The 26,530-nt window shown below is 64.4% G+C and carries 25 protein-coding genes and 1 riboswitch; of the genes, 9 read left to right on the top strand and 16 right to left on the bottom strand.

What is annotated here, in order from left to right:
* Positions 1–4 precede the first annotated feature (4 nt).
* The gene (sfsA, locus tag GR167_RS07070) at positions 5–706 is read left to right on the top strand and encodes a DNA/RNA nuclease SfsA (protein WP_160972769.1); all 702 of its coding nucleotides are present in this window, start codon (positions 5–7) and stop codon (positions 704–706) included.
* A 99-nt stretch (positions 707–805) separates the two neighbouring features.
* On the top strand, positions 806–1,621 hold the full coding sequence (gene map / locus GR167_RS07065; RefSeq protein ID WP_160972768.1) for a type I methionyl aminopeptidase: 816 nt from the start codon (positions 806–808) through the stop codon (positions 1,619–1,621).
* 92 nt (positions 1,622–1,713) lie between these two features.
* Here map and GR167_RS07060 read toward each other — a convergent pair whose 3' ends face one another.
* Complete coding sequence (locus GR167_RS07060) at positions 1,714–2,577, bottom strand: DUF2189 domain-containing protein (RefSeq protein ID WP_160972767.1); 864 nt, start codon at positions 2,575–2,577, stop codon at positions 1,714–1,716.
* Between the two features lie 320 nt (positions 2,578–2,897).
* On the opposite strand from GR167_RS07060, the gene GR167_RS07055 reads away from it, so the two are divergent.
* Both GR167_RS07055 and GR167_RS07050 read left to right on the top strand, forming a co-directional pair.
* Positions 2,898–4,382, top strand: a complete 1,485-nt coding sequence (locus tag GR167_RS07055; RefSeq protein ID WP_160972766.1) for a SulP family inorganic anion transporter — start codon at positions 2,898–2,900, stop codon at positions 4,380–4,382.
* Positions 4,383–4,393: 11 nt separating this feature from the next.
* Positions 4,394–5,242, top strand: a complete 849-nt coding sequence (locus GR167_RS07050) for a universal stress protein (protein ID WP_160972765.1) — start codon at positions 4,394–4,396, stop codon at positions 5,240–5,242.
* Between the two features lie 66 nt (positions 5,243–5,308).
* Here GR167_RS07050 and GR167_RS07045 read toward each other — a convergent pair whose 3' ends face one another.
* Both GR167_RS07045 and GR167_RS07040 read right to left on the bottom strand, forming a co-directional pair.
* Positions 5,309–6,484, bottom strand: coding sequence for an acetyl-CoA C-acyltransferase family protein (locus tag GR167_RS07045; RefSeq protein ID WP_160972764.1), 1,176 nt, complete (start codon positions 6,482–6,484; stop codon positions 5,309–5,311).
* Positions 6,485–6,577: 93 nt separating this feature from the next.
* On the bottom strand, positions 6,578–7,309 hold the full coding sequence (locus tag GR167_RS07040; RefSeq protein ID WP_160972763.1) for a metallophosphoesterase family protein: 732 nt from the start codon (positions 7,307–7,309) through the stop codon (positions 6,578–6,580).
* Between the two features lie 364 nt (positions 7,310–7,673).
* Here GR167_RS07040 and GR167_RS07035 point away from each other — a divergent pair, with 364 nt between their 5' ends.
* Positions 7,674–8,006: a hypothetical protein gene (locus GR167_RS07035; RefSeq protein ID WP_235915875.1), complete on the top strand. Its 333-nt coding sequence runs from the start codon at positions 7,674–7,676 to the stop codon at positions 8,004–8,006.
* Between the two features lie 63 nt (positions 8,007–8,069).
* Here GR167_RS07035 and serA read toward each other — a convergent pair whose 3' ends face one another.
* The 3 genes from serA to GR167_RS07020 are packed head-to-tail and all read right to left on the bottom strand — an operon-like array spanning position 8,070 to position 11,327.
* Complete coding sequence (serA, locus tag GR167_RS07030; RefSeq protein ID WP_160972761.1) at positions 8,070–9,665, bottom strand: phosphoglycerate dehydrogenase; 1,596 nt, start codon at positions 9,663–9,665, stop codon at positions 8,070–8,072.
* A gap of 13 nt (positions 9,666–9,678) precedes the next feature.
* On the bottom strand, positions 9,679–10,176 hold the full coding sequence (locus GR167_RS07025; protein ID WP_160972760.1) for a hypothetical protein: 498 nt from the start codon (positions 10,174–10,176) through the stop codon (positions 9,679–9,681).
* Between the two features lie 5 nt (positions 10,177–10,181).
* Positions 10,182–11,327 (bottom strand): phosphoserine transaminase, encoded by a 1,146-nt coding sequence (locus GR167_RS07020; RefSeq protein WP_160972759.1) that lies wholly within the window; start codon positions 11,325–11,327, stop codon positions 10,182–10,184.
* 158 nt (positions 11,328–11,485) lie between these two features.
* Here GR167_RS07020 and serB point away from each other — a divergent pair, with 158 nt between their 5' ends.
* Positions 11,486–12,364 carry a phosphoserine phosphatase SerB gene (serB, locus tag GR167_RS07015; RefSeq protein ID WP_160972758.1) on the top strand — a complete coding sequence of 293 codons (879 nt, stop codon included), beginning with the start codon at positions 11,486–11,488 and terminating at the stop codon, positions 12,362–12,364.
* Positions 12,365–12,454: 90 nt separating this feature from the next.
* On the opposite strand, the gene GR167_RS07010 is transcribed toward serB, so the two are convergent.
* From GR167_RS07010 to GR167_RS06995, 4 genes are all read right to left on the bottom strand, one after another.
* Positions 12,455–12,889: a 6,7-dimethyl-8-ribityllumazine synthase gene (locus GR167_RS07010; RefSeq protein ID WP_160972757.1), complete on the bottom strand. Its 435-nt coding sequence runs from the start codon at positions 12,887–12,889 to the stop codon at positions 12,455–12,457.
* 73 nt (positions 12,890–12,962) lie between these two features.
* A riboswitch (FMN riboswitch) is annotated at positions 12,963–13,111 on the bottom strand.
* Positions 13,112–13,142: 31 nt separating this feature from the next.
* Positions 13,143–14,414, bottom strand: coding sequence for a lytic murein transglycosylase (locus GR167_RS07005; protein WP_235915874.1), 1,272 nt, complete (start codon positions 14,412–14,414; stop codon positions 13,143–13,145).
* Positions 14,415–14,541: 127 nt separating this feature from the next.
* The gene (gene rnr, locus GR167_RS07000; RefSeq protein WP_160972755.1) at positions 14,542–16,797 is read right to left on the bottom strand and encodes a ribonuclease R; all 2,256 of its coding nucleotides are present in this window, start codon (positions 16,795–16,797) and stop codon (positions 14,542–14,544) included.
* A 68-nt stretch (positions 16,798–16,865) separates the two neighbouring features.
* Positions 16,866–17,465, bottom strand: a complete 600-nt coding sequence (locus GR167_RS06995; protein ID WP_235915873.1) for a hypothetical protein — start codon at positions 17,463–17,465, stop codon at positions 16,866–16,868.
* 67 nt (positions 17,466–17,532) lie between these two features.
* On the opposite strand from GR167_RS06995, the gene GR167_RS06990 reads away from it, so the two are divergent.
* Positions 17,533–18,057 (top strand): Crp/Fnr family transcriptional regulator, encoded by a 525-nt coding sequence (locus GR167_RS06990; RefSeq protein ID WP_160972754.1) that lies wholly within the window; start codon positions 17,533–17,535, stop codon positions 18,055–18,057.
* Between the two features lie 16 nt (positions 18,058–18,073).
* On the opposite strand, the gene GR167_RS06985 is transcribed toward GR167_RS06990, so the two are convergent.
* Genes GR167_RS06985 through dapE form a run of 3 tightly spaced genes read right to left on the bottom strand, consistent with a single transcriptional unit; the run spans position 18,074 to position 20,237 of the window.
* On the bottom strand, positions 18,074–18,640 hold the full coding sequence (locus GR167_RS06985) for a TIGR04282 family arsenosugar biosynthesis glycosyltransferase (protein ID WP_212769877.1): 567 nt from the start codon (positions 18,638–18,640) through the stop codon (positions 18,074–18,076).
* Between the two features lie 17 nt (positions 18,641–18,657).
* On the bottom strand, positions 18,658–19,080 hold the full coding sequence (locus GR167_RS06980) for a GNAT family N-acetyltransferase (RefSeq protein ID WP_160972752.1): 423 nt from the start codon (positions 19,078–19,080) through the stop codon (positions 18,658–18,660).
* On the bottom strand, positions 19,077–20,237 hold the full coding sequence (gene dapE, locus GR167_RS06975) for a succinyl-diaminopimelate desuccinylase (RefSeq protein WP_160972751.1): 1,161 nt from the start codon (positions 20,235–20,237) through the stop codon (positions 19,077–19,079). Before dapE ends, GR167_RS06980 begins: the two co-directional genes overlap by 4 nt.
* Before the next feature lie 291 nt (positions 20,238–20,528).
* On the opposite strand from dapE, the gene GR167_RS06970 reads away from it, so the two are divergent.
* A complete protein-coding gene (locus tag GR167_RS06970) occupies positions 20,529–22,220 on the top strand; it encodes a Hint domain-containing protein (protein WP_160972750.1) in 1,692 nt (563 codons plus the stop codon).
* Complete coding sequence (locus tag GR167_RS06965; protein ID WP_160972749.1) at positions 22,221–23,315, top strand: Hint domain-containing protein; 1,095 nt, start codon at positions 22,221–22,223, stop codon at positions 23,313–23,315.
* A gap of 206 nt (positions 23,316–23,521) precedes the next feature.
* Here the strand turns inward: GR167_RS06965 and GR167_RS06960 are convergent, their stop codons facing one another.
* The 3 genes from GR167_RS06960 to dapD all read right to left on the bottom strand — a co-directional run bounded on the left by GR167_RS06960 (position 23,522) and on the right by dapD (position 26,228).
* A complete protein-coding gene (locus tag GR167_RS06960) occupies positions 23,522–23,863 on the bottom strand; it encodes a DUF8846 family protein (RefSeq protein WP_160972748.1) in 342 nt (113 codons plus the stop codon).
* 79 nt (positions 23,864–23,942) lie between these two features.
* The gene (locus GR167_RS06955; RefSeq protein WP_160972747.1) at positions 23,943–25,205 is read right to left on the bottom strand and encodes a SulP family inorganic anion transporter; all 1,263 of its coding nucleotides are present in this window, start codon (positions 25,203–25,205) and stop codon (positions 23,943–23,945) included.
* A 195-nt stretch (positions 25,206–25,400) separates the two neighbouring features.
* The gene (gene dapD / locus GR167_RS06950; protein WP_160972746.1) at positions 25,401–26,228 is read right to left on the bottom strand and encodes a 2,3,4,5-tetrahydropyridine-2,6-dicarboxylate N-succinyltransferase; all 828 of its coding nucleotides are present in this window, start codon (positions 26,226–26,228) and stop codon (positions 25,401–25,403) included.
* Positions 26,229–26,530 lie beyond the last annotated feature (302 nt).

The following is a 26,530-nucleotide window of genomic DNA, read 5'->3' as shown; positions in this document are numbered from 1 at the left end:
GGACATGCGCTTTCAAACCCCTCTTGTGCCCGCAGTGCTGATCCGCCGCTACAAGCGGTTCCTGGCCGATGCCCGGCTTGAGGACGGCCGCGAAATCACCGCCCATTGCGCCAATCCCGGCAGCATGATGGGGCTGGCAGACCCGGGGATGCGGATCTGGCTGGAACCGAATGACGATCCCAAGAAGAAGCTGAAATTCGGCTGGCGTTTGGTGGAACACGACGGCGGCGATTTCACCGGCGTCGACACCTCGGTGCCGAACCGGGCGCTGAAGGCGGCGCTGATGGCGGGCGAGGTGCCGGGATTGGAATATCCGGAGGTTCGACCGGAGGTGAAATACGGTGAAAACAGCCGCATCGATTTCCTGCTGTCGGATGGCGACAGGCGCGCCTTTGTCGAGGTGAAATCGGTAACGCTGTCGCGCCAGCCGGGATTTGCCGAATTCCCCGACAGCGTAACCGCGCGCGGACTGAAGCACCTGGGCGAGCTGTCGGCGGTGGCGCAGGCGGGCGACCGGGCGGTGATGCTGTACCTGGTGCAGCGCACCGATTGCGACCGCGTGGGGATCGCGGGCGATATCGACCCGGCCTATGCGGCGGGGCTGGCGCAGGCGCGCGCGGCGGGGGTCGAGGTTCTGGCCTTCGATTGCCGGATTTCGCCGGAAGAGATCGAGCTGGGCAAACCGCTGCCCTTCGTGACCGGCTAGGCGGCGTGCAGCTTGCCGCTTTGACGGGGGCTGGCCCTTGGCCGCCATCTGTCCTAAGTAGGGAGCCACTGTAGAAATTTCGATGAAAAGGTGAACCCGGTGAACGACACGCATCAGGGACGTATCACGCGCGATGGCATCCGCATCCACGAAGCGGGCGATTTCGCGGGCATGCACAAGGCCGGGCATCTGGCGGCGCAGATCCTCGACGAGATCGCGGAACATGTGTTCCCCGGCCAGACCACCGAGGAACTTGACCGGATCATCGAAGACAAGGTGAACGCGGCCGGGGCGAAATCGGCCACCATCGGTTACAAGGGCTACAAGCACGCCAGCTGCATCAGCCTCAACCACGTGGTCTGCCACGGCATCCCCGGCGACAAGAAGCTGAAGGATGGCGATATCCTGAATATCGACGTTACCGTGATTGTCGATGGCTGGTACGGCGATACCAGCCGGATGTATGTGGCCGGCAAGCTGAGCCGCAAGGCCGAGCGGCTGATCCAGGTGACCCATGATTCCCTGTTCAAGGGGATCGAGATGGTCAAGCCCGGCAACACCTTCGGCGATATCGGCCACGCGATCCAGTCCTATGTCGAAGCCCACCGGATGAGTGTGGTGCGCGATTTCTGCGGTCACGGGCTGGGCCGGGTGTTCCACGCGCCCCCCAACGTGTTGCATTACGGCCGCCCCGGCACCGGGCCGGTGCTGGAAGAAGGCATGTTCTTCACCATCGAACCGATGGTCAACCTGGGCCGCCCGGAAACCAAGGTTCTGGCCGACGACTGGACCGCGGTGACCCGCGACAAGTCGCTGAGCGCGCAGTTCGAGCATTCGATCGGCGTGACGGCGGACGGGTTCGACATCTTTACCCTGTCGCCGGCGGGCACGTTCCACCCGACCTATTCGGTCTGATAGCTGCCGGGGCGGAGGGGCGCTGCCCCTCTGCGCGGCGGAGCCGCGCATTCACCCCGGAGTATTTTGGCCAAGAAGAAACCGGCTGCGGGTCAGTCCGGGAACCGGACCGCGGCGCGGTAGAGGTGCCAGGTGGCGTGGCCGAGGATCGGCAGCGCCAGGATCAGCCCCAGGAAGGCCGGGATCGAGGCGACGATAAGGATCGCCGCGACGGTGAGTCCCCAGAAGCAGACCGCGCGCGGGCTTTGCCGCGCGAGCCGGAACGAGGCCGCCACGGCGACGGGCAACCCGACGCGGCGGTCGATCAGCATCGGAAACGAGATCAGGCTGCTGACCAGCACCAGGAGCGCGAAGACGAGGCCCACCGCCAGCCCGAGGATGATCATCGCGTAGCCTTCGGAGGTTGTCGTCACCTCGGTGGCGAAGCCGCGCAGGGTGTCGGGCAGGTCGGGGCCCATGGTGATTTCATAAATCCAGGCCGCCGCGTAGAGCCAGATCGCGTAGAGCACGGCGAGGTAGAGCCCGAGCGCCAGCACCGGTCCGGCCACCGCCGGGCGGAACACGGCGAGCGCCTGCGCCCAGCTGGCGGGTTCGCCCGCTTCGCGGCGGCGGCTGAGCTCATATAGCCCTGTGGCGACGAACGGCCCGATCAGCGCGAACCCTGCCGCCATCGGGAAGAACAGGTGCAGCATGTCGCGGTGAAACGCCGCGAAGGCCAGCAGGATGCCGATGGCGGGATAGAGCAGCGCCATCACCATCACGTCGCTGCGGAAATGGGCGAAGTCGTCGATCCCCTTGCGCAGCGCCATGCGGATATCGGCCAGGGTGAGCGGCCGGATCTCCGGTATCGCCTGGTGGTGACTGCCGATGTTTTCGGCCGCCGTTTCGATGGCATGCCCCGCGTCCGTGAGCGCCGCGGCGCCCCAGCTGAGCGGGTTTCCGATTGTCTTGACCATAGTCAGTCCTCCCTTGTCCAAGGCAGGCCGGCGGGTGGAAAATGCTCTTGGGCCGCGTCTTCGGGTCAGGAAGGCGTGGTCGAAAATGACACCGGCCTGCGTAGAGAATAGCACGAAACGGGGTCGGGACGGCTCAAATTGTCTCGATTGGCCCTTTATGGTCCCCGAAATCGGCCTGCGGGTTGCGATCTGACGGCGGCGGGATATAAGCGCGGGCAAGTGCGGGAAGGGGCCGGAAACGGCCCCGATTAGCCCAATTCGCGAGAAACTGAACAGCCGGTCCCCGTCATGGGCGGCCGGGAACGGAGGCCAGATTGCCGATGATGTCCCTTTCTTCCTACAAGCATGAATGGTTCGGCAATATCCGCGCCGACCTGCTGTCGGGGCTGGTTGTGGCCCTGGCGCTGATCCCCGAAGCGATTGCCTTTTCGATCATCGCAGGCGTCGACCCGAAAGTAGGGCTTTACGCGTCGTTCTCGATCGCCGTGATCACCGCCTTCGTCGGCGGCCGTCCGGGGATGATTTCGGCGGCCACCGCCGCGACCGCCGTTCTGATGGTGACGCTGGTGAAGGATCACGGGCTGCAATACCTGCTGGCCGCGACGATCCTCGCAGGCGTGCTGCAGGTGGGGGCCGGGCTGTTGCGGCTGGGTTACGTGATGCGCTTCGTGTCGCGGTCGGTGATGACGGGCTTCGTCAATGCGCTGGCGATCCTGATCTTCATGGCGCAGCTGCCGGAACTGATCGACGTGCCGCCGCTGACTTACGTGATGGTCGCGGCAGGTCTGGTCATCATCTATACCTTCCCGCTGCTGACCAAGGCGATCCCGTCGCCGCTGGTCTGCATCGTCATCCTGACCATCGTATCGCTCAGCCTCGGCCTCGACCTGCGCACGGTGGGGGACATGGGCGAATTGCCCGACACCTTGCCCATCTTCCTGCTGCCCGACATTCCGCTGAACATGGAAACGCTGATGATCATCCTGCCCTATTCGGCGGCGGTCGCGGCGGTGGGCCTGCTGGAAAGCCTGATGACCCAGAACCTGGTGGACGAACTGACCGACACCAATTCCAGCAAGAACCAGGAATGTATCGGCCAGGGCGTGGCGAATTTCTGCACCGGCTTCATTGGCGGCATGGCCGGTTGCGCGATGATCGGCCAGTCGATGATCAACGTGAAATCGGGCGGGCGCGGGCGGTTGTCGACCTTCATCGCGGGCGCTGTGTTGTTGATCCTGGTGGTGTTCCTGGGCGATCTGGTGGCGCGCATCCCGATGGCGGCCTTGGTGGCGATCATGATCATGGTGTCGGTGGGCACCTTCAGCTGGTCGTCGATCACCTCGCTGCGCGAACATCCCGCCTCGTCTTCCATCGTGATGGTGGCGACGGTGGTCTTCGTGGTGTTCACCCATAACCTGGCGATCGGTGTGCTGGTCGGCGTGCTGCTGTCGGGCATCTTCTTCGCCTGGAAGATCGCGCAGCTGTTCGCGGTGCGTTCGGAACTGTCCGAGGACGGGCGCCAGCGCACCTATATCGTCGAGGGGCAGCTGTTCTTCGCCTCGTCCGACGATTTCATGAAGGCCTTCGATTTCCGCGAGGCGCTGGAAAAGGTCGTGATCGATGTCAGCCGCGCCCATATCTGGGACATTTCTTCGGTTGCGGCGCTGGACATGGCTGTGCTCAAGTTCCGCCGTGACGGCGCCGAGGTGGAAATCAAGGGCATGAACGAAGCGTCGCGCACCATCGTCGACAAGCTGGGCGAGCATGACAAGCCCGGCGCGGCTGACAAGCTGCTGGCGCATTGAGGGGGGCGGATATGAGCAAGATCATCGCATTGGTGGACGGGTCGGATTATTCCGAAAGCGTCTGCCACCATGTCGGATGGATCGCGGGCCGGATCGGCGCCTCGGTCGATCTGTTTCACGTGCTGGGACGGCGCGAAGGGACCAATGGCGACCTGAGCGGCAACCTGCGCCTCGGCGCGCGGAGCAAGATCATGGCCGACCTGGCCGAGCTTGACGCGCAGCGCGCCAAGCTGGCGCAGGCGCAGGGGCGGGCGATCCTGGACGACGCCAAGGCGCTGATCGAGGGCGATGGCGTGGCCGCCGTCACCCCGCATCTGCGCAACGGCGACATCGTGGAAACGGTGACCAGCCAGGAAGCCGATGCCGACCTGATCGTGATCGGCAAGCGCGGCGAGGCGGCGGATTTCGCTAAGATGCATCTGGGGTCGAACCTGGAACGGATCGTGCGGGCGGCGAAGACGCCGGTGTTTGTCGCCAACCGGGCGTTCAAGCCGATCGAAAAAGTGCTGATCGCCTTCGACGGCGGGGTCAGCGCGATGAAGGCGGTGGATTACGTGGCGCGCGATCCGCTGTTCGCCGGGCTGGCCTGCACCGTGGTGACGGTGGGCAAGCCCAGCGATGCGATCAAGCGCGGGCTGGACGACGCCAAGGCGACGCTGGCCGCAGGCGGGCATCAGGCCGAGGTCAAGGTGATCGAAGGCCAGCCGGAAACGGCGCTTGGCGATCTCGTCGATGGTGAAGGCTATGATCTGCTGGTGATGGGGGCCTATGGCCATTCCCGCATCCGCAGCCTGATCATCGGGTCGACGACGGAACAGATGATCCGCACCTGCAAGGTGCCAGTGGTGCTGATGAAATAAGGCGGGCGCCGCGGCACCCGCCCTACAAGATTTCAGGCCGGGGCGATATCGCCCCGGCTTTCTGGTTCACAGACGCTCGATGGCCAGCGCGATGCCCTGACCGCCGCCGATGCACATGGTGATCAGCGCCTTGGACCCGCCGGTCCGCTCCAGCTCATAAAGCGCCTTCACGGTGACCAGAGCGCCGGTCGCCCCGACCGGGTGGCCAAGCGCGATGGCGCCGCCGTTGGGGTTCACCTTGGCCGGGTCCAGATCCAGCGCCCGGTTCACCGCGATGGCCTGGGCGGCGAAGGCTTCGTTCGATTCGATCACGTCGAAATCGCTGGCTTTCAGCCCGGTTTTTTCCAGCAGCTTTTCGACCGCCGGGATCGGGCCGATGCCCATCACCTCGGGGCGCACGCCGGCATGGGCATAGCCGATGACCCGCGCCTTGGGCTTCAGCCCGGCCTTTTCGGCTGCATCGGCCCGGGCCAACACCAGCGCCGCGGCGCCGTCATTGATGCCCGAGGCGTTGCCCGCCGTGACCGACCCGTCCTTCTTGAAGGCCGGGCGCAGGCCCGCCAACCCTTCCAGAGTCGAACGCTTGGGGTGTTCGTCGGTGTCGAACATCACCGTGTCGCGCTTGACCTTCACCTCGACCGGCACGATCTGCGACTTGAAATACCCCGCTTCGATAGCCGCCGCCGCGCGTTCCTGGCTGGTCATCGCGAAGGCGTCCATGTCTTCGCGGCTGATGCCATGTTCGCAGGCGACGTTTTCCGCCGTCACGCCCATATGGCCGGACCCGAACGGGCAGTTCAGCGTTCCCAGCATCATGTCGATGGTCTGGATGTCGCCCATCTTCTGGCCCCAGCGTTGCGCCGGAACGATATAGGGCGAACGGCTCATGCATTCGGCGCCGCCGGCGACGGCGAAATCGGCATCGCCCAGCATCAGGCTCTGGGTGGCCGAAACGATGGCCTGCGCGCCCGAGCCGCACAGCCGGTTGACGTTCATCGCCGGGGTGCTGTCGGGAATGCCCGCCTCGATCGCCGCGACGCGGCTGACATACATGTCGCGCGGTTCGGTGTTGATCACGTGGCCGAACACCACGTGGCCGATCTGCGCCGCGTCCACGTTAGAACGCGCTAGGGCTTCCTTGGTGGCGATGGCGGCCAACTGGGTCGGGGGCACCCCGGCCAGCGATCCGCCGAAAGTGCCGATTGCGGTGCGCACACCGTCCAGGATTACGATATCGGTCATGAGTCCTCTCCCTTGCAAAGGTTGCGGCAAACCTAGCGGATCGGCGGCGCAATAACAGCGGGAACGTTCCGTCAGAAGCCGCTTTCGGTAGTTCTACTTAGGCTGCAGTTCCTCGCGGCCCAGCGGTGTAAGCGTCCAGACCCGGCCGTCTTCGAACACGGCGGCCGTGATCGGCTGACCATAGCCCGCGCCGCTGTCGAGATTGACCCGGTTGCCGTGATGTTCGGCGGTGGGCCGGTGGGTGTGGCCATGCACCACAAGCCAGGGGTGCGGATCTTCGAAATCGAGGAATTCGTTGCGGATCCAGATCATATCCTGCGGGTCCTGCCGGTCCAGCGCCACCCCGGGGCGGATACCGGCATGGACGAACAGAAACTGCCCCATTTCCTTGCTGAACGGGCGCGATTTCAGGAAATCCAGATGCCGCTGCGGCACCCGTTCCTGCGCGTCCTTCCACAGCTCTTCAAGCGGTCGGTCCAGGTCTTCCACCCCGTAGGAGGCCAGGGTGGCCCGCCCGCCGACCCTTTCATGGAACCAGTCGACGCCGGGCCGGATGCGGGGATGATCCGCGATGCCGGATTCGAGGAAATTCTTGAACACCTCGTCGTGATTGCCGCGCATCACGGTCCAGTCGCGCCCCGCCTCGATCCCCGCCATCAGCCGGTCGATCACCTTGCGGCTGTCCGGCCCACGGTCGACCAGGTCGCCCAGAAAGACGATGCGCGCCTCCTTGCCGCCGTCCCTTTCGATCAGGTCGATGGCCCAGTCCAGCTGCTCCAGATAGCCGTGGATATCGCCCACCGCGTAGATCGGGGTATCGGTCATTCGTCGTCCTCGGGGTTTGCTTTGCGGCGCGACGCTATCGCGGATCGGACCGGACCGGAAGGGCGGAACGCGCGGCAGATGCGCCCGTCCGGGCGGGCGCTGAAGGGGCGGTATTGCGCTGCAGCTTGGCCGAAATGCGAACATCGGGCATGATGGCGCCATTTCGCGCCAGGGCGCGATGCCATTGAAGACGTCATTTTGAACGAAACGGCCCCCGGGCGCGGATATCAGGCGCGGCCAGGCCGAAAAGATTTAAACGGCTGAAAAGCCACATAAAGATCCGGCCGTAAGCGCCGGGCGTATTGATCACAGCGAGGGACGGATAATGAAGGGAATAGCTTTTTATTTCATGGTTTTGGCCGCTATGGCGGTCGTTCTCGGGATGGGCTGGGGCATCCAGATGTCGGCAACCCATACCTATACCTTGGCCCCGGCGCATGCGCATTTGAACCTGGTGGGATGGGTGACGATGGCGCTTTTCGCCTTCTACTATCACACGGTGCCGTCAGCGGCCGAGGGCATCTTGCCGAAACTTCATCTGGGCGCCGCGTTTTTCGGCGTCACGACAATGGTGCCGGGGATCGTGATGGCGCTGCGCCATCAGGGCGAGACCTTCGCCAAGGTCGGATCGATCCTGACGCTGATTTCGATGCTGATCTTTCTGGCGGTGGTGCTGAAATCGCGCGCCCGGGCGTGACCGGCAAAGAAAAGGCGCCGCCCCGGTCGGGGACGGCGCCATTTCATCTCATCTGTGCGGTGATCAGGCCACGTCGAAGGACAGCGGCCGGATCTGCTTGAACAGGCCGGTCGCGGCCAGATCGTCGAGAACCTTCTGTTCCAGGACGTTGTCGACGTAAAGCAGCGCGATGGCTTCACCGCCCGCTTCGGCGCGGCCCAGGGTGAAGTTGGCGATGTTGACGCCGTTCTGGCCCAGGACACCGCCCAGGGTACCGATGATGCCCGGCACGTCCTCGTTGGTGGTGTAGAGCATGTTGCCGCCGACTTCGGCGTCGATGTTGATGCCCTTGATCTGGATGAAGCGCGGCTTGCCGTCGCTGAACACGGTGCCCGCGATCGAGCGTTCGCGTTCCGGGGTCACCACGGTCACCTTGATGTAGCCTTCGAAGGCGCCCGATTTATCCTGGTTGGTGGTCGAAATCTGGATGCCGCGTTCCTTGGCGACGACCGGGGCCGACACCATGTTCACATCCGGGTTCACCTTCTTCATGATCCCCGCCACCACGGCGCAGTTCAGCGCCGGCAGGTTCATTTCGGACACCACACCGTCATAGAGGATGTTGATCGCCTTGACCGGTTCCTCGGTCAGCTGACCGATGAAGCTGCCCAGGTGACCGGCCAGAGCGACCCAGGGGCCCATGACCTTGGCTTCCTCGGCGGTCATCGATGGCATGTTCAGCGCGTTCTCGACGGCGCCGTCCAGCAGGTAGTTCGACATCTGCTCGGCCACCTGCAGGGCGACGTTTTCCTGCGCTTCGGTGGTCGCCGCGCCCAGGTGCGGGGTGCAGACCACGTTGGGCAGGCCAAACAGCGGGTTTTCCTTCGCCGGCTCTTCCGAGAACACGTCGAAGGCGGCGCCTGCCACATGGCCCGACTTGATCAGGTCGGCCAGCGCTTCTTCGTCGACCAGGCCGCCGCGGGCACAGTTGATGATGCGCACGCCCTTCTTGGTCTTGGCCAGGTTTTCGCGGCTCAGGATGTTGCGGGTGCCGTCGGTCAGCGGCACGTGCAGGGTGATGAAATCGGCGCGTGCCAGCAGATCGTCCAGTTCGACCTTTTCGACCTGCATCATGTCGGCCTTTTCCTGGCTCAGGAAGGGGTCATAGGCGATGACCTTCATCTTCAGGCCGCGGGCGCGGTCGCAGACGATGCCGCCGATATTGCCCGCACCGATCACGCCCAGCGTCTTGTGGGTCAGCTCGACCCCCATGAATTTCGACTTTTCCCACTTGCCGGCATGGGTCGAGGCGCTGGCCTCGGGCAGCTGGCGGGCGGCGGCGAACATCATCGCGATGGCGTGTTCGGCGGTGGTGATCATGTTGCCGAAGGGCGTGTTCATCACGATCACGCCTTTTTTCGACGCCGCTTCCTTGTCGATGTTGTCGGTGCCGATGCCGGCGCGGCCGATCACCTTCAGGTTGGTGGCGTTTTCCAGGATGGTCGGGGTCACCTTGGTGGCCGACCGGATCGCCAGGCCGTCATACTGACCGATGATTTCGGCCAGCTTGTCCTTGTCCTTGCCCACGTCGGGCAGGAAATCCACGTCGATGCCGCGATCCTTGAAGATCTGAACGGCGGCGTCGGACAGCTTGTCGGAGATGAGTACTTTGGGAGCCATTTGGGACGTCCTTTTAGAATTTGAGTATCTTGTCGACGTAAAGCCATGGAGACAGTGCCTCCATGTCATCAGCCGGAGAGTTTGTGAGTGCCAGCGAAATTTCGAATTCACGCTCCGCTGACGAGTTCGCTTTGTATTTTGCCCAAGCTTTGGCAGGGAGCTTGGCGGCGTCCTGAACCGTGAGGTTCATGTGCTCTTCAGCCCATTCATAGTCGCGCAGGCCAATCGCAGCCTGGTGTCCATCGACATGTTCGAACAGAGCGCACATGAGGGCTTCGCCACCTTCTTCCCATGCTTTCCAGCCATGTTTTTCCGTGTAGTCGAGGCCAACTTCGAAGACCGATCCAGCGCTGCAGTTCAGCACGAGGGCATCAAGATGACACCAGTCGATAGGACCGGGAGTTACGGGTTTCGGCCAGGTTTTTGGGCCGCTCCTGTGGCCCGATATACCCTCACCTTTTGCCCAAAACCTGACTTCTGCAAAGCCGGTATCGAAGGTGACCTCGATCACGGATATTAGCCTTGAGCCTCGATCTCGGTCTGGAAGGCCCATTCGAGCCAGGGCAGCATCGCTTCGATATTCGAAAGCTCAACCGTGCCACCACACCAGATACGCAGACCCGCCGGAGCGTCGCGGTAAGCACCGATATCCAGCGCCGCGCCTTCGGCTTCCATCCGCTTGGCCACGGCCTTGGCGAAGGCTGCGCCGTCCTTGATCCGGTCGTCGGTGAACTTCAGGCAAACGCTGGTGTTCGACACGGTGGCCGGGTCGTGGGCCAGGAAATCGATCCAGTCGTGCAGTTCGACGAAATCGGCGATCGCCTTGGTGTTGGCGTTCGCGCGGGCGATCAGGCCCTGCAGCCCGCCGACTTCGCGGGCCCAGTCCAGCGCGACCAGGTAATCTTCCACCGCCAGCATCGAGGGCGTGTTGATGGTTTCGCCGCGGAAGATGCCTTCGATCAGCTTGCCGCCCTTGGTCAGGCGGAAGATTTTCGGCATCGGCCATGCCGGGGTGTAGCTTTCCAGCCGTTCGACGGCGCGGGGGCTGAGGATCAGCATGCCGTGCGCCGCTTCGCCGCCCAGCACCTTCTGCCAGGAGAAGGTCACCACGTCGAGCTTGTCCCAGGGCAGGTCCATCGCGAAAGCGGCCGAGGTGGCGTCGCAGATGGTCAGGCCTTCGCGGTCGTCGGCGATCCAGTCGCCGTTGGGAACGCGCACGCCCGAGGTGGTGCCGTTCCAGGTGAAGACGACATCGTTGTTGCAATCGACCGAAGTCAGATCGACGATCTGACCGTATTCGGCGGTCTTGACCTCGGCGTCGAGTTTCAGCTGTTTCACCACGTCGGTGACCCAGCCCGAGCCAAAGCTTTCCCAGGCCAGCATCTCGACCTTGCGTTCGCCCAGAAGCGACCACATGGCCATTTCGACCGCGCCGGTATCCGAGGCGGGAACGATGCCGATCTTGTAATCTGCGGGGATGCCCAGGATTTCGCGCGTGCCTTCGATGGCCGCTTTCAGCTTGTCCTTGCCGACGGCGGCGCGGTGCGACCGGCCCAGTGCGGCATCGGAAAGTTTATCCAGGGTGAATGTGGGGATCTTGGCGCAGGGGCCAGAGGAAAAACGCGGGTTTGCCGGCCGCGTTGCCGGTTGTTCAATAGCCATGAATGCTACCCTTCCAGATAAGCGCCTCTCGTTGGGGAGAGGTGTCCCACTGCTGGAAATAGTCGCGTTGATCCGCTTTCACAATAGCCAAAATGCCGCTATAGCGCCGCTCGAGCGTCGATTTGCGACCCCAAACAGCTACGATCGGAAACTTTCACATGTATGTCGTGACCCTCCTGAGCAATCCCGATGAGCCGCATCTGCAGGCATCCTTGCTTGATTCGCTGCGCAATGCCTGGGGCGGCGGCGATGTGGTCTGGCTGGCCCCGGACGAGGCGGCGGAATTTGAAATTCCGCAGGTTCCGGGCAACCGCTGGGACGTCTGGGAAGACGTCCAGCGCATGGGTCTGGACATGGTGGTGCAGCCGGTCGCGGGGCGCCGCAAGACGATGCTGCTGGCTGATATGGACAGCACAATGATCCGGCAGGAATGCATCGATGAGCTGGCCGATGAGGCCGGCGTCGGCGAGCGGGTGTCGGAAATCACCGCGCGCGCGATGAACGGCGAGCTGGATTTCGAAGGCGCGCTGCTGGAACGGGTCGGGCTGCTGAAGGGGCTGCAGGAAAGCGTCATCGACAAGGTGCTGAAAGAACGCATCACCTTCATGCCCGGCGGGCGCGAATTGATCGCGACGATGAAGGCGGCGGGCGGCTATGCTGCGCTGGTGTCGGGCGGCTTCACCGCCTTCACCCGCAAGGTCGCCAAGGAACTGAATTTCGACGAAAATCACGCCAATATCCTGCTTGCCGAGGACGGTTTTCTGACCGGCGACGTGGCCCGTCCGATCCTGGGGCGCGAAGCCAAGGTCGAGGCGTTGGAACGGATTTCCAAGCACCTGCAGATCGAGGAATCGGATGTCATCGCGGTGGGCGACGGCGCCAACGATCTGGGCATGCTGGGCCGCGCCGGAACCGGCGTGGCGCTGCACGCGAAACCCACCGTCGCGGCGCAATGCGACGTGCGGATCAATTTCGGCGACCTGACCTCGCTGCTGTACGTGCAGGGCTACGCCAAGTCGGAATTCGTAGCCAAGTAACGCGTCAGCCCTGTGCGGGCTGCCTCGTTGCGAGACGCGCCCGCAAGGGAGCGGCGAACCCCCCGGCCAAAACCTGACCGGGGGTGAGAATCAGGCGGCCAGTTGCGCCCGCGTCTTGCCGATCATCAGCGCAGCCCGGGCGGCTTCGCGGCCCTTTTCCACGAAATGCGCGCGGTAGATCGCGTTGTGATGGTCGGTTTCCTGATACTGGTGCGGGGTCAGCGACACCGACAGAACTGGCACGCCGCTATCCATCCCGGCGCGCATCAACCCGTCGACCACGGCCTGCGCCACGAAATCGTGCCGGTAGATGCCGCCATCGACCACGAAGGCGGCCGCCGCGACGGCGGCATAACGCCCCGATTCGGCCAGATCGCGCGCCACCAGCGGCATTTCGAATGCGCCGGGTACGTCGAACACGTCGACCTGCTCGGCGGGGATCAATTCGGTAAACCCGACAAGCGCCTGATCGACGATATCGGAATGCCAGTTGGCCTTGACGAAGGCATAGCGGTTGAGTGTCATGCGTTTTCCTTTCCTATCGACACATGTCACCCAAGGCGGCAGACGACAGGAAAGGGCCGGGAAACCGGTCCTCTGTCGTTCTCTTCCATCCGGACTGTGACCGTCGGCTCTGGAATCGCACCAGATCTGCTGACCCTCGACGGAACCGCCAAGGCGCTCGCGGGCTCGGGGCGTTTCACCCTTACCGCCGGTGGGGAATTTCACCCCGCCCTGAGAACGGGGTGACCATGCCAAGTGCTGCCGCGTTTGGCAATCAGTTCCGGCGCAGTTTTTTCAGGATATTGAGCGAGGCGTAACCGTCCGGTTCCATCCCGACCGAGCGCTGGTATCCGCGCACCGCCTGGATCGTCAGCGGCCCGATCTTGCCGTCGATCTTCTGGGTGTCGAACCCGTTCTGGGTCAGCAGCTTTTGCATTTCCTTGCGTTCGGCAAAGCTCAGAGCCCGGTCGCCGCGCGGCCATTTCGACTTGATCTTCGGGCCGCCCTTCAGCCGGTCGCTGAGATGGCCGACTCCGATCACATAGGCATCCGCCGTGTTGTAGCGTTCGATCACCGCGAAGTTCTTGAAGATCAGGAAGGCCGCGCCCTGCGCCCCCGCCGGCAGCAGTACCGAGGCCGCGCCGTAATCGCGTACCGGGCGGCCGTCCATCCCGGTCACCCCCATGCGCGCCCATTCCGACGGCATTTTCTGGGTCTTGCGGTTGGCCAGCGCATAGTTGAACCCCTGCGGCAGCTTCACCTCGACCCCCCAGGGTTGCCCCTTGGTCCAGCCGTGCCGCGCCAGATAGGACGCGGTGGAGGCCAGCGCGTCGGCGGGATCGTCCGACCAGATGTCGCGCCGCCCGTCGCCAGTGAAATCCACCGCGAAGGCCTGGTAGGAGGAGGGGATGAACTGGGTATGGCCCATCGCGCCTGCCCAGCTGCCGGTCATGTTGCGCGGCGTGGTGTCGCCCGTTTGCAGGATTTTCAGCGCATCGATCAGCTGCGCCTCGAAGAACCGGCCGCGCCGACCGTCATAGGCAAGCGTCGCCAAGGCCTCGATCACGTTGGTCGATCCGCGATAGGTGCCATAGGCGCTTTCCAGCCCCCAGACGGCGGCGACGACTTCCTTGTCGACGCCATACTTGGCTTCGATCGCGCGCAGGGTGCGGCCGTGCTGTTGCAGCGCCTTGCGGCCGTTGCTGACCCGCGTATCCGAAGCGGCGCTGTCGAGGTATTCCCAGATCGTCTTGGTGAATTCCGACTGGTTGCGGTCCTTCTGGATCACGTCGGCATTGTATTTGACGTCCCGGAAAGCGCGGTCGAAGGTGGCCTGGGAAATCCCGGCGGCATTGGCGCGTTTGCGAAAACCCGCGATCCAGCGTTCGAAGCCCAGGTTCTTGCTCGACACCTGAACGGCTTCGCCAGCGACCTGCGCGGCAGCGCCCGGGCGCTGCTGCGGGCGCAACGACTGATCGACCGGATCGGCCATTGCCGAAGTGGAAAGACATACGATGCCCGTGATTGCGGGCAGAAATTTAAACATGACCATTGCTCGCGCCCCGTTAAAACCGGCTTTGCTTGGGTAAATGGTAGCGTGAAAGCGAAGCGCAAGGAAGGATGCAAACGCGGAACGCGGACCGGCGCGCAAAGCGCCGCCGATTTCCGGCGGATCAGCGCCGACGGCGTTCCACCTTGCGCTTGACCTTGTCCGCCTTGCGCTTGGCCTTGACCGCGCGGCGCTTGGCCGGTTTGCCGCGGCCGCGCACCGGCCCGCGTGGCACCGTTTCGCCTTCCAGGCTGACCAGTTCCAGCGCGATGCCCCCGGTGACCGGGCTGGCCTCGGTCAGTTTCACCGTCACCCGCTGGCCCAGCGACAGGGTCAACCCGGTATCGGCGCCCATCAGGGTTCCCGATTCGGCGTCGAAGTGGAAATATTCGCTGCCCAGGGTGCGGATCGGGATCAAGCCATCGGCGCCGGTATCGTCCATCCGCACGAAGACGCCGAACTTGGCCACGCCGCTGATCCGGCCGCTGAATTCGTTGCCCACCCGTTCCGACAGGAAGGCGGCGAGATAGCGGTCGGTGGTGTCGCGTTCGGCCATCATCGAGCGGCGTTCGGTTTCGCTGATATGGGTTGCGGTCTGTTCGAGGATTTCGGCGTCACCCGGGCTCAGCCCGTCCTTGCCCCATTGATGCGCCGAAATCAGCGCCCGGTGCACGATCAGGTCGGAATAACGCCGGATCGGCGAGGTGAAATGCGCGTAGGCCTGCAACGCCAGCCCGAAATGGCCGAAATTGGCCGGGCTGTAATAGGCCTGCGTCATCGCCCTGAGCGTCGACATGTTGATCAGCTCGTCGTAATCGGTGCCCTCGGCGGCGGCGAGAAGCTGGTTCAGGTGCCGGGTCTGCAGCACCTGCCCCTTGGCCAGCACCAGGCCCGAGGCCTGGGCGGTTTCGCGCAAGGCTTCCAACTTTTCGGGGCTCGGTTCCTCGTGCACCCGGAACAGCAGCGGCGACCGGCGGGTGACCAGCGTTTCAGCGGCGGCGACATTGGCGAGGATCATGAATTCCTCGATCAGCTTATGCGCATCCAGTCGGTCGCGGAAATTGACGCTCAGCACCTTGCCCTCGTCGCTCAGCACCACTTTGCGTTCGGGCAGATCCAGGTCCAGCGGCTGGCGCCGGTTGCGCGCCTTCACCAGCAGCGCATAGGCCTCGTAAAGCGGGTCGATCACGTCCTCCATCAGGGGGCCGCATTTGTCGTTGGGCTTGCCGTCGCGGGCGTCCTGCACCTCCTGATAATTCAGCGACGCGGCCGAACGCATCAGCCCGCGCACGAAACGGTGGCCGACCTTGTCGCCTTTGGCGTCGATCTGCATCCGCACTGCGATACAGGCGCGCGGCACCCCTTCGTGCAGCGAACACAGGTCACCCGACAGCCGGTCGGGCAGCATCGGCACAACCCGGTCGGGGAAATAGCTGGAATTGCCGCGCTTGCGCGCCTCGCGGTCCAGCGCGCTGCCCGAGGTCACGTAATGGGCGACATCGGCGATGGCGACCCAGATGACGTAACCGCCGTCGTTCTTCGGATCGTCGTCCTCATGCGCCCAGCAGGCATCGTCGTGGTCGCGCGCATCCACCGGGTCGATGGTCACCAGAGGCATGTCGCGCATGTCCTCGCGCCCGCTCAGGCCCGCCGGTTTCATCTTGTCGGCCTCGGCGATCACCTCGTCGGGAAAATCGTCGGGGATGCCGTGTTGATGGATCGCGATCAGCGACACCGCCTTGGGCGCGGTGGGATCGCCCAGCCGGGTCACGATACGCGCTTTTGGCAGGCCCATCCGGCCCTTGGGGCCGCTTTGTTCGGCCTCGACCAGCTCGCCATCCTTGGCGCCGCCGGTGGCGCCGGGGGGGACTTGCCATTCCTTGCCGTCGCCCTTGTCGATCGGCAGGATGCGGCCGCCCTCGGCGGTTTTCTTGAACACGCCCAGCACCTTGTGCGGGTTGGTGCCGATGCGGCGGATAAGCCGGGCCTCGTAATGGTGTTTCTCGCCCTTCACCTCGGTCAAGCGGCCGAGGATGCGGTCGCCTTCGCCAAGCGCCGGGTCCGAGGCGCGCGGGATCACCAGGATGATGGGTTCGACGCCTTCGCCCTGCCATTCCATCGGCCGCGCGTAAAGATCGCCGTCGGCATCGGTGCCGGTGATCTGCAGCACGCTGACCGGGGGCAGCTTGTCGGGATCGCGATAGGTCTTCTTGCGCTTCTGCAGATGGCCTTCATCCTCGAGCTCTTTCAAAATGCGCTTGAGGTCGATCCGCGCAGCGCCCTTGATGCCAAAGGCCTTGGCGATATCGCGTTTCGAGGTGAGGGTCGGGTTGTCCGAAATCCATTGCAGGATTTCGTCCTTGGTCGGCAGTTTGCTCATGCGTTTGGCGTAGCACGGCGCGGGCGTGGCGTCACGCGGGAAAACAGTGGCCGGGCGGGTGTCATCGCCTAGTGCTGGTGCGGATTGTGCCCGGTGGCAAGCGCCAGGTGATGGGCCTGGTGATGCATCCCGAAACTCATCACCCCGAAGAAGCCGAGTGCCCTGATTTTCGCGTCCTCACCGGCGTCGCCCGTGACTTCCATTTCCGCCCCGGTGTCGAGCGGCATGGATGTCATCCGCCAGCCGGTCACGCCATCCATCGTGCCCGCATGGGCGCTGATCATCCGGGTGATCGATGCGGCCACGGCCGGATCGGGCGAGGTCACGGTGAAGCGCGCGCCGCCTTCGATCCGTTCGGTTTTCACGGCGGCGTGCAGGGTGACGTTGTCCATGTCGACCAGGTGGTCGCGCAACCCGTCGATATTCACCTGATCCCAGTCGGTGCCGGGATCGGCCATCAGCAGGTTCACGATTTCCTGGATCGCGGCGAAGGCCGACTGGCCGGGTTCGCGCGGGCCGGACATGGCGGCCTGTTCCGGGGCGGGCATGTCGTGGGTCATCGCGTGCCCCTCCATCATGTGGCTGGCATGATCCATCGGCATCGCCTGCTGCGCCGCAACCGGCAAGGCGAGCATCGCGAGGGACAGGACAAGGATATGGGGTCGCATGACGGGCTCCGTTTGATGATCGCGGGGAGCTTGCCGCAGGCGGTCGGCACAAGATATGATAATGATCATGTCCGATCCGATTTCACGCTTATTTGAAACGGCGCAGCCGGTTGCCATCGTCGCGGGCGACAGCCTGTTCCATGTCGGCGACCCGGTGCGGCGGGTCTATTGCGTGTCCTCCGGCTGTCTTGCCCTGCGCCGGGTGGCCGAAACCGGTGCCGAAATGATCATGCAGACCGCCCGTGATGGCGACGTTCTGGCCGAGGCCTCGGTCTATTCCGATGCCTATCACTGCGACGGGATCGCGTTGGAGGACAGTCTCTGCAAGGTCCTGCCCAAGCCCGTTTTCCTCGATCTGCTGAGCCGGGATGCGGCGCTTGAAAGGGCATGGGTTTCCCATCTTGCGCGCGGCATCCAGGCGGCCCGGGCGCGGGCCGAAATCCGCGGGCTGAAGACGGTGGCGCAGCGGCTGGACATGTGGCTGGCGCTGAACGGGGACCTGCCCGGCAAGGGAGGGCGCAGCGCGCTGGCCGCCGAACTGGGCGTCAGCCGGGAAGCGCTGTACCGGGAAATCGCGCGGCGGCGAAGCTAGGCGGCGAAACTGCCCGTCAGGGCTGACGCGCGGCGATCAGGTCTGCCGCGCAATCCACATCATGCAGGGTATCGATCCGGGCGATGCGAAGGCCGGGCAGGGTGGCGATCGTGTCGGCCAGCGCGTGTTCGCTGGACCAGCGGACATCTTGGAACAGGGTGGCGGGCGGCGGAGCAACCCGTTTCAGCCCGACCAGCCAATAGCCGCCATCCGGCGCCGGGCCGAACACCGCGTCATGATTGCCCAAGGCGCGGAAGGCGCGGGCGATATGGGCGGGGGTGATGCCGGGAATGTCGGCGCCAATGATGCAGACCGGCCCCGGCGGGCGCGACCGGAACACCCGCGCCATGCGGTCGCCCAGATCGCCCGCGCCCTGCGGCATCCGTTCCAGATGCGCGGGCCAGATGCGCGACGACAGGCCTTCGTGATCGGGGCTAACGGCCAGCACTAAATCCCAATGCGGGTCCTGCAGCCGCCGCAGCAGGCGAGCGGTTTGATGGCGGAACCACCAGGCGGCCCTGATCATGCCGATGTCGCGGCCCAGCCGGGTTTTCACCCGGCCCGGGCGCGGTTCCTTGATCATGACGACCAGTTGCGGGTTCACACCGGGCGTTCCATGTCACTATGGGGAATGCCGGCATCGTCATAGACCGGGCCGCAGACCGCGAAACCCAGCTTTTCGTAAAACCCGATCGCGTATTGCTGCGCGCCGAGCCGGATCGTTTCGATCCCCTCCATCGCCGACAGGCGGTCGATCCCTTCCCGCACCAGCGCCGCGCCGAGCCCGGTACCGCGCTGCGATTTCACCACGCAGATGCGGCCGATCTTGCCGGTGCTGCCGTCGGTCAGCAGCCGCGCGGTGCCCACCGGCACGCCGTCGATCGTGGCCAGCAGATGCACCGCCTGATCGTCCAGATCGTCCCATTCGTCGGGTTCGGCGATCCCCTGTTCCTCGATGAACACCTCCCGCCGCAGCGCGTGGCAGGCGGCCAGGTCGGGGCTTTCCGAGATGTCCCAGCTCATCCGAAATAATCCGACAGGATGCGGGTATAGATCGCTTTGAGCTGGTGAATCTGGTCCACCGGCACCCGTTCGTCGACCTGGTGCATGGTCTTGCCCACCAGCCCGAATTCCACCACCGGACAGTGATCCTTGACGAACCGCGCATCCGAGGTGCCGCCCGAGGTGGACAGTTCCGGGATGGTGCCGGTTTCGGCCTCGACCGATTTCGCGACCAGGTCCGACAGCGGCCCCGGCGGGGTCAGGAAGCTTTCGCCCGACACCTTGATTTCCATGTCCACCTCGATCCCGGTTTCCTTGGTGATCCGGTTCGCTTCCTGCTGCAGCCAATGGGTCAGGCTGTCGCTGGAATGGGCGTCGTTGAAGCGGATGTTCACCGTCGCCTTGCTGCGCGCCGGGATCACGTTGGTGGCCGGGTTTCCGGTATCCATCGTCACCACCGCCAGCGTCGAGGGATCGAAATGATCGGTGCCTTCGTCCAGCACATGCGACGACAGCCGGTCCATCAGCCGCGCCATCGCAGGCAGCGGGTTGTTGGCGCGGTGCGGATAGGCGGAATGGCCCTGCACGCCGGTAAAGCTGAACCACACGGTCATCGATCCGCGCCGGCCGATCTTGATCATCTCGCCCATCTCGTTGGGGCAGGTGGGTTCGCCGACCAGGCAGACCGACATCGCCTCGCCCTCATCCGCCATCCAGTCCAGCAGGGCGGTGGTGCCGTCCAGCGCATCGCCTTCCTCATCGCCGGTGATGGTCAGGATGACGGCGCCCTCGGGCGGGGTTTGGCGGACGAAATCAACCGCCGCCGCGGCGAAGGCCGCGACGCCCGATTTCATGTCGGTTGCGCCCCGGCCCCAGATCATGCCGTCCTTTTCGGTGGCGCTGAACGGGCCGACGGTCCAGGCCGCTTCGTCCCCCACAGGCACCACGTCGGTATGGCCGTTGAAGCCGAAGCTTTTCGCGTGCCCCTTGTCGCCCCAGCGGGCGAACAGGTTCGGGGTGCCGTTGCGGTCCACCCGGGTGCAGGCGAAACCGGCGTCTTCCAGCAGCGCCTGCAGCAGCTGCAGCGCGCCGCCTTCTTCGGGGGTGACCGAAGGACAGCGGATCAGGTCGGCGGTCAGTTTGGCCGGATCGATGGGCGACGGATGGTTCTGGGTCATGGCGGGCTCCCTTGCTTGGGGTTGGGGTAGCGTGAAACGGGGCAAACCGCAATTGGCGCGAGGCGCAGCTGTTACCCGATTGCATCTGTCGCGCAGAAGCGCAGGACCGGAAGCCAACAAGCACTTAACAAACATATACTTTCGGGTGTATTCCTGCAGGAAAATGACCCGAGGCAGGGCGCAAAAACCGAAGGCCAAAAGGCCCGGACGAGCAGATTTCAAGGAAAACGAACCGGTATCGCCGGTTTGCTGCCGTCAATGTGCGCTGCCGCAAGAGGAATGGGGCAGAGCATGCCAACGGCGCAGGAACTAACGATCGATACCAGTGCGTCCGCCGTCGAGATGGCGGAGGAAATCTTCGGCGCGGGCGTCACCGTCGTCAGTGCCAGCTATTCCGGCGACAACCAGTCGTCGGGCATCTATTCCGACGGCGACAGCATCGCACCGGATGTCACCCCCGGCGATACCGGGGTGATCCTGTCCACCGGTCATGCCAGCGATTTCACCAATGGCAGCAGCGATAGCAATTGGGGCGGCTGGAACGGGTGGAACGGCTGGGGCAATAACGGCAATAACAACAGCTGGGGCAATAACGGCAACGGCAATGGCGGCAACTGGGGCAATACCAACACCGACACCAACCAGGCCAGCAACACCTCGACCAATACCAGCGGCATCAATAATAACGCCGATTTTAACGCGGCCGCCGGCACCAATACCTATGACGCGTCTTTCCTCGACGTCGAATTCATCCCCGATGGCGATACGATGACGATCCAGTTCGTGTTTTCGTCCGAGGAATACCCCGAATATACCGACAGCCTGTACCAGGATTTCATCGGCGTCTGGGTGAACGACGAATTCGTCGAACTTGGCATCGGCGACGGCGATATCGACCCCGCCAACATCAACAGCGGCAATAACCAAAGCCTGTTCATTTCCAACCTGAACGACGAATACAACACGGAAATGGACGGGTTCACCGCCACCATGACCCTGACCATGTCGGTCAATCCGGGCGAGGTGAATTCGATCCGGATCGGCATCGCCGACGTGTCGGATTCGTCCTACGATTCCAACCTGCTGATCGCGGGCGGCAGCATTCAGACCGCGCTGATCGCGGGCGATGACGTGGTGGATGTCGCCCCCGGCGGCAGCAAGACGGTCGATGTCATGGCGAATGACAACGGCCCGGCGGGCAGCAGCCTGACCCTGACCCATATCAATGGGCAGGCGGTTTCGGCCGGTTCGGTGGTGACCCTGTCGACCGGGCAGCAATTGCAGGTCAATGCCGACGGCACCATCACGGTGATCGCCGATGGCGACGAGGAAAGCGCAATCTTCTCCTACACGGTGGAATCGGATACCGGCGTGTCCGACACCGCCTTCGTCACCATCAATCAGGTGCCCTGTTTCGTGGCAGGCACCCGCATCCGCACCCCTGACGGGGCGGTGCCGGTCGAATCCTTGCAGCCCGGCGATCTGGTGCTGACCAAGGATAACGGGCCGCAGCCGGTCAGCTGGATCGGATCGCGCGAGGTCGCGGCCACGGGCGATTACGCCCCGATCCGCATCGCCAAGAAGACCTTCGGCAATCACCGCGAATTGTGGGTGTCGCCGCTGCACCGGGTGCTGGTGCGCGACAGCCTGAGCGACCTTCTGTTCGGCACGCCCGAGGTTCTGGTCGCCGCCCGCGAACTGGTCAACGGCCATTCGGTGCAGCAGATCGAGGGCGACAGCGTGACCTATGTCCACGTGATGTTCGACGAGCACCAGATCATCTGGTCCGAGGGGCTGGAAACCGAAAGCTTCCTGCCGGGGCCGCAGATGTGCGACAGTTTCGAACGCGAAACCATGGCCGAGATTTGCGAGTTGTTCCCCGAACTCGACCCCGAAAGCGGCGAAGGTTATGGCCCGGCGGCGCGGCGCACTCTGCGCGGATACGAGGCCCGGCTGATCAGCCGGGGACTCGAGGTGGCCTGAATGAGTTGGATCGCGCTGTCAGATCAGGACCGGCAGATTTTCGACCTCGGTGGGATCGACGGCGGTAATGGCGGCCCGGCGCGGCAGGACCTGACCCCGAACAGCCTGCTGACCCGTGGCAGCATCCTGTTCGAAACCAAGCTGCCCGGCGACGGGCGGCCGCGCAATCTGATCGGCTATCACCGCGATCACCCCTGGGTCAGCAGCCTGTCGGTGCAGGAATTGCCCTCGGGCGGGATCGTCCTGGTGGTGGCGCAGGGCAAGGACGTGTTCCACACCGTGCTGAAACACGGGGCGGTGTCGCAAACCGAAACCCTGCGGGTGACCTATTCCTGGGATGCGCCTGCGCGCTGGGGGCGGCTGGCGGTGGAACGGATCGCCTCGGGCCAGGTGTTCGTGCAGGAACTGCGCGATCCCAAGCCGCTCTTGCTGTCGGACCTGCGGGTGATGACGCTGGACCCGCTGCAGCGGCAGATGGATCGCGGCGTGACCTTCTTTGCCATTTCCACCGAAATCGAACCGGTCGGGCCGATGCCGGGATTGTCGGGGTCGGTTCCGGTGCTGACGGCGCAGGGATATCGCCGGGCGAGCCAGATCCGGCGCGGCGATCTGATCCGCTCGCCGGGCCATGGCGCGCAGCCGGTGCTGGCGGTGATCCGGCGCACGGTACCCGCGCGCGGATCGTTCAGCCCGGTACGCCTGCGCGCGCCCTATTTCGGGCTGCAGCAGGATATCGTCGTGGGGGCAGAACAGCGGCTGCGGATCGGGGGATCGGCGGTGGAATACCTGTTCGGCAAACAAAACGTGCTGGTGCCCGCCGGGCATCTGGTCAACGGCGTGTCGGCGATCCGTCACGACAAGGCGGAAACGGCGAGCTATTACCAGGTCCTGCTGCCCGGCAACGAACCGGTTCTGGCCGCGGGCGCGCCGTTGGAAACGCTGTTCATGGGGCGGCTGCGGCGCAATCGCGATGTGATCGGGGCCAGCCTTCTGGCCGGGTGCGACCGGTCGCGCCTGCCCGAACATGCCGCGCCCGCCTTCCCGGTGCTGGATCATTTCGAAGCCAACACGCTGGCCGATCTGCGGGCGGCGTGAGGCGTGGTTCCGGGAAATGCGGCAGACAAGCAAATAAGATCGCTAAGGGCATCCCCCGGCCGCGGGTGGGGGTGAAGCCCCCGCCCATGGGGGCGGTCGGGGGCTGCCCAGCCTTCAGCCGGGCGGAGCATCTGATTTGAGCGCGTCGCTTGCGTCGGTCGTTTCTCGTATCGCTCAGCTAGACAAACACCTGTCTAAAATCACTCTCACTCGTCTTCGAAAAACGGCGTCATCTGCGCCACGATCACCGCGTTTTCCGCCAGCGCCCGGTCCATCAGTTCGCGTTCCTCGGCGTTGATGTCGTGGCCCTGTTCCAGCCGTTCGTCCAGCGTGCCGTAGCCGGTCACGTCCAGCGGCGCCATGTCGGCCTGTTTCAGGATGGCGACGGTTTCGCGCACCGCCTCGGCTTCGTCCACGCCGCTGGAATAGACCATCAGCGCCGCGCCGGTCGCGCCCTCGGGCAGCCCGTCGCCGTCTTTGCGGCCGACCTGTACCAGCAGGGTGTAAACCTGCTGCCGGGACGGTTTCTTTTGCTTTTTCTCGCTCATTCTTCGCCAATACGCCGGGCCGCGCGCGCGATCAAGACCACTCGCGCAAATCGCGCCGCGGCGCTTTGGATTTAACGCCTCAGCGTTCCGGCGGCGTCCATTCGGGCGGCTGCACCTCGCGGCGGCGCAGCCGCAGCGCCAGGCCAAGCGCCACGCCCACCCCGATCGCCACGGTCAGGTCGGCCAGCACGGTCAGCACCAGGGTCAGCACCAGCAGCAACTGATCGGAACGTCGCATCGACAGGTAGTTATGCCATTTATGCGGCTCGCTCATGTTCCAGGCGGTTATCATCAGCAGCCCGGCCAGTGCCGGCATCACCAGGTACCCGGCCAGCGGCGCGGCGACCATCATCACCACCAGGATGGTCAGCGCATGGATCAGCCCGGCCACCGGCGTCTTGCCGCCCGCGTTCACATTGGTGGCGGTGCGGGCGATGGCGCCGGTCGCGGGCATGCCGGTGAACAGCGACGATCCGATGTTGGCCCAGCCCTGTGCCAGCACTTCGGCGTTGGGCCGGTGTTTGCCGCCGCTCATCCGGTCGGCGACGATCGCCGACAGCAGCGATTCCACCCCGGCGAGGAAGGCGATGACGAAGGCTGAGGGCAGCAATTCGGCGATCCGCGCGGCGCTGAGATCGGGCGGGGCCGGCATCGGCAGGGTGCTGGGCAAAGCGCCGTAGCGGCTGAAGATCGTGTCGACCGGCAGCTGCGCAAGCGCCACCACGGCCGAGGTTGCCGCCACCGCCAGGATCAGCCCCGGGAAGCGCGGCGCCATCCGGCGCAGGGTCACGATCAGGATCATCGTCACCAGCCCGATCAGCAGCGCGGCCAGGTTCAGACCGTCGCGCGCGCCCCACAGGGTTTCCAGCTTGGCGATGAAATCGGCCGGCACCTTGTCCAGCGGCAGGCCCAGCAGGTCCTTCAACTGGCTGGTGGCGATGATCACCGCGATACCGATGGTGAAGCCGTCGATCACCGGTTCGGGCACATGGCGGATCAGGTTGCCCAGCCGCAGGAACCCGGCGATCAGCAGGATGATCCCCGCCATGAAGGTGGCCAGCACCAACCCGTCATAGCCATGTTCGGCGATCACCCCGAAGACCACCACGATGAAGGCCCCGGTCGGGCCGCCGATCTGCACCCGGCTGCCGCCCAGGGCGGAAATCAGGAACCCCGCGACGATGGCGGTGATCAGCCCCTTTTCCGGCCCCGCGCCGGACGCGATGGCGATGGCGATGCTCAGCGGCAGCGCCACCATGGCAACGCTGATCCCGGCGAAGAGGTCGGACAGGAACAGGGAACGGTTATAGGTCTGCAGCGTGGTGAGCAGTTTGGGTTTCATCGGAATGTCGCGATCTGCCGTGGTGGACGGCGGTAAGGAATGGAACGCGGCCTTCGGACAGGATGCGCCGGGCAAAGGGCCTCGGGTCGCATGCATAGAAATTTCTTCCGCGCTGCGAAATGTCAAGGGGGATGCTGCAAATGCAAAGGGCGGCCCCGCAGGCCGCCCTTTCCGAAATTCGCGATTTGGCTGCGATCAGTCGCGCAGCAATTCGTTGATGCCGGTTTTCGACCGGGTCCGTTCGTCGACCCGCTTCACGATCACCGCGCAGTACAGGCTGACGCCGTTCTTCGACGGCATCGACCCGGCGACGACCACCGAATAGGGCGGTACTTCGCCATACATGACTTCGCCGGTTTCGCGGTCGACGATCTTGGTCGACTGGCCGATGAACACGCCCATGCCCAGCACCGAGCCTTCGCGCACGATCACGCCTTCGACCACTTCCGAGCGGGCGCCGATGAAGCAGTTGTCCTCGATGATGGTCGGGCCCGCCTGCATCGGTTCCAGCACGCCGCCGATGCCGACGCCGCCCGACAGGTGCACGCCCTTGCCGATCTGGGCGCAGCTGCCCACCGTGGCCCAGGTGTCGACCATGGTGCCTTCATCCACGTAGGCGCCGAGGTTCACGAAGGACGGCATCAGCACCACGCCCGGCGCGATGAAGGCCGATTTGCGCACGACGCAGTTCGGCACGGCGCGGAAGCCCGCGGCCTTCCACTGGTTTTCGCCCCAGCCCTTGAACTTGCTGTCGACCTTGTCCCACCAGCCGGAACCCTGCGGGCCGCCGTCCTGGATTTCCATGTCCTTCAGGCGGAAGCCCAGCAGAACGGCCTTCTTGGCCCACTGGTTCACGTGCCAGTCGCCGTTTTCCATTTTCTCGGCGACGCGCAGCGTCCCGCTGTCCAGCGCGTTCAGCGTCTCTTCGATGGCCTCGCGGGTTTCGCCGGTGGTGGCCGGGGTGATGGTGTCGCGTGCGTCCCACGCGGCTTCGATCGCTTGCTCCAGTTGGGCGTTCGACATGGTCTCGGTCTCCTTCGGAAAATAAGTTGCACCGTCTTTGTACGATTTGGTCGCGCGGCTCAAGGCGCAAACCGACGCGGGGTAAGCCTGAAACGCCGGATCGGGCCCCTTTCGCGGTTGCACGGCGCGGGACGCGGGCGTATTTCCCAAGGGCCGAAAAGATTGCGAGGCCGGTTTGGTTATTCCGGCCCTCTGCCTGTCAGAGATCCAGTCGCGCCCAAGCGCGAACCCGCGGCATCGACCTGAAACATGGTCGGTGCCGGGGGAGTCGACACTGCCCCGACCGACCGCAATTACGGAAA

It is taken from the genome of Thalassovita mangrovi (assembly GCF_009857745.1).
Lineage (GTDB): Bacteria > Pseudomonadota > Alphaproteobacteria > Rhodobacterales > Rhodobacteraceae > Thalassobius > Thalassobius mangrovi.
The sequence above is the reverse complement of the archived record's forward strand: the minus strand, read 5'-3'. Positions and strand labels throughout refer to the sequence as shown.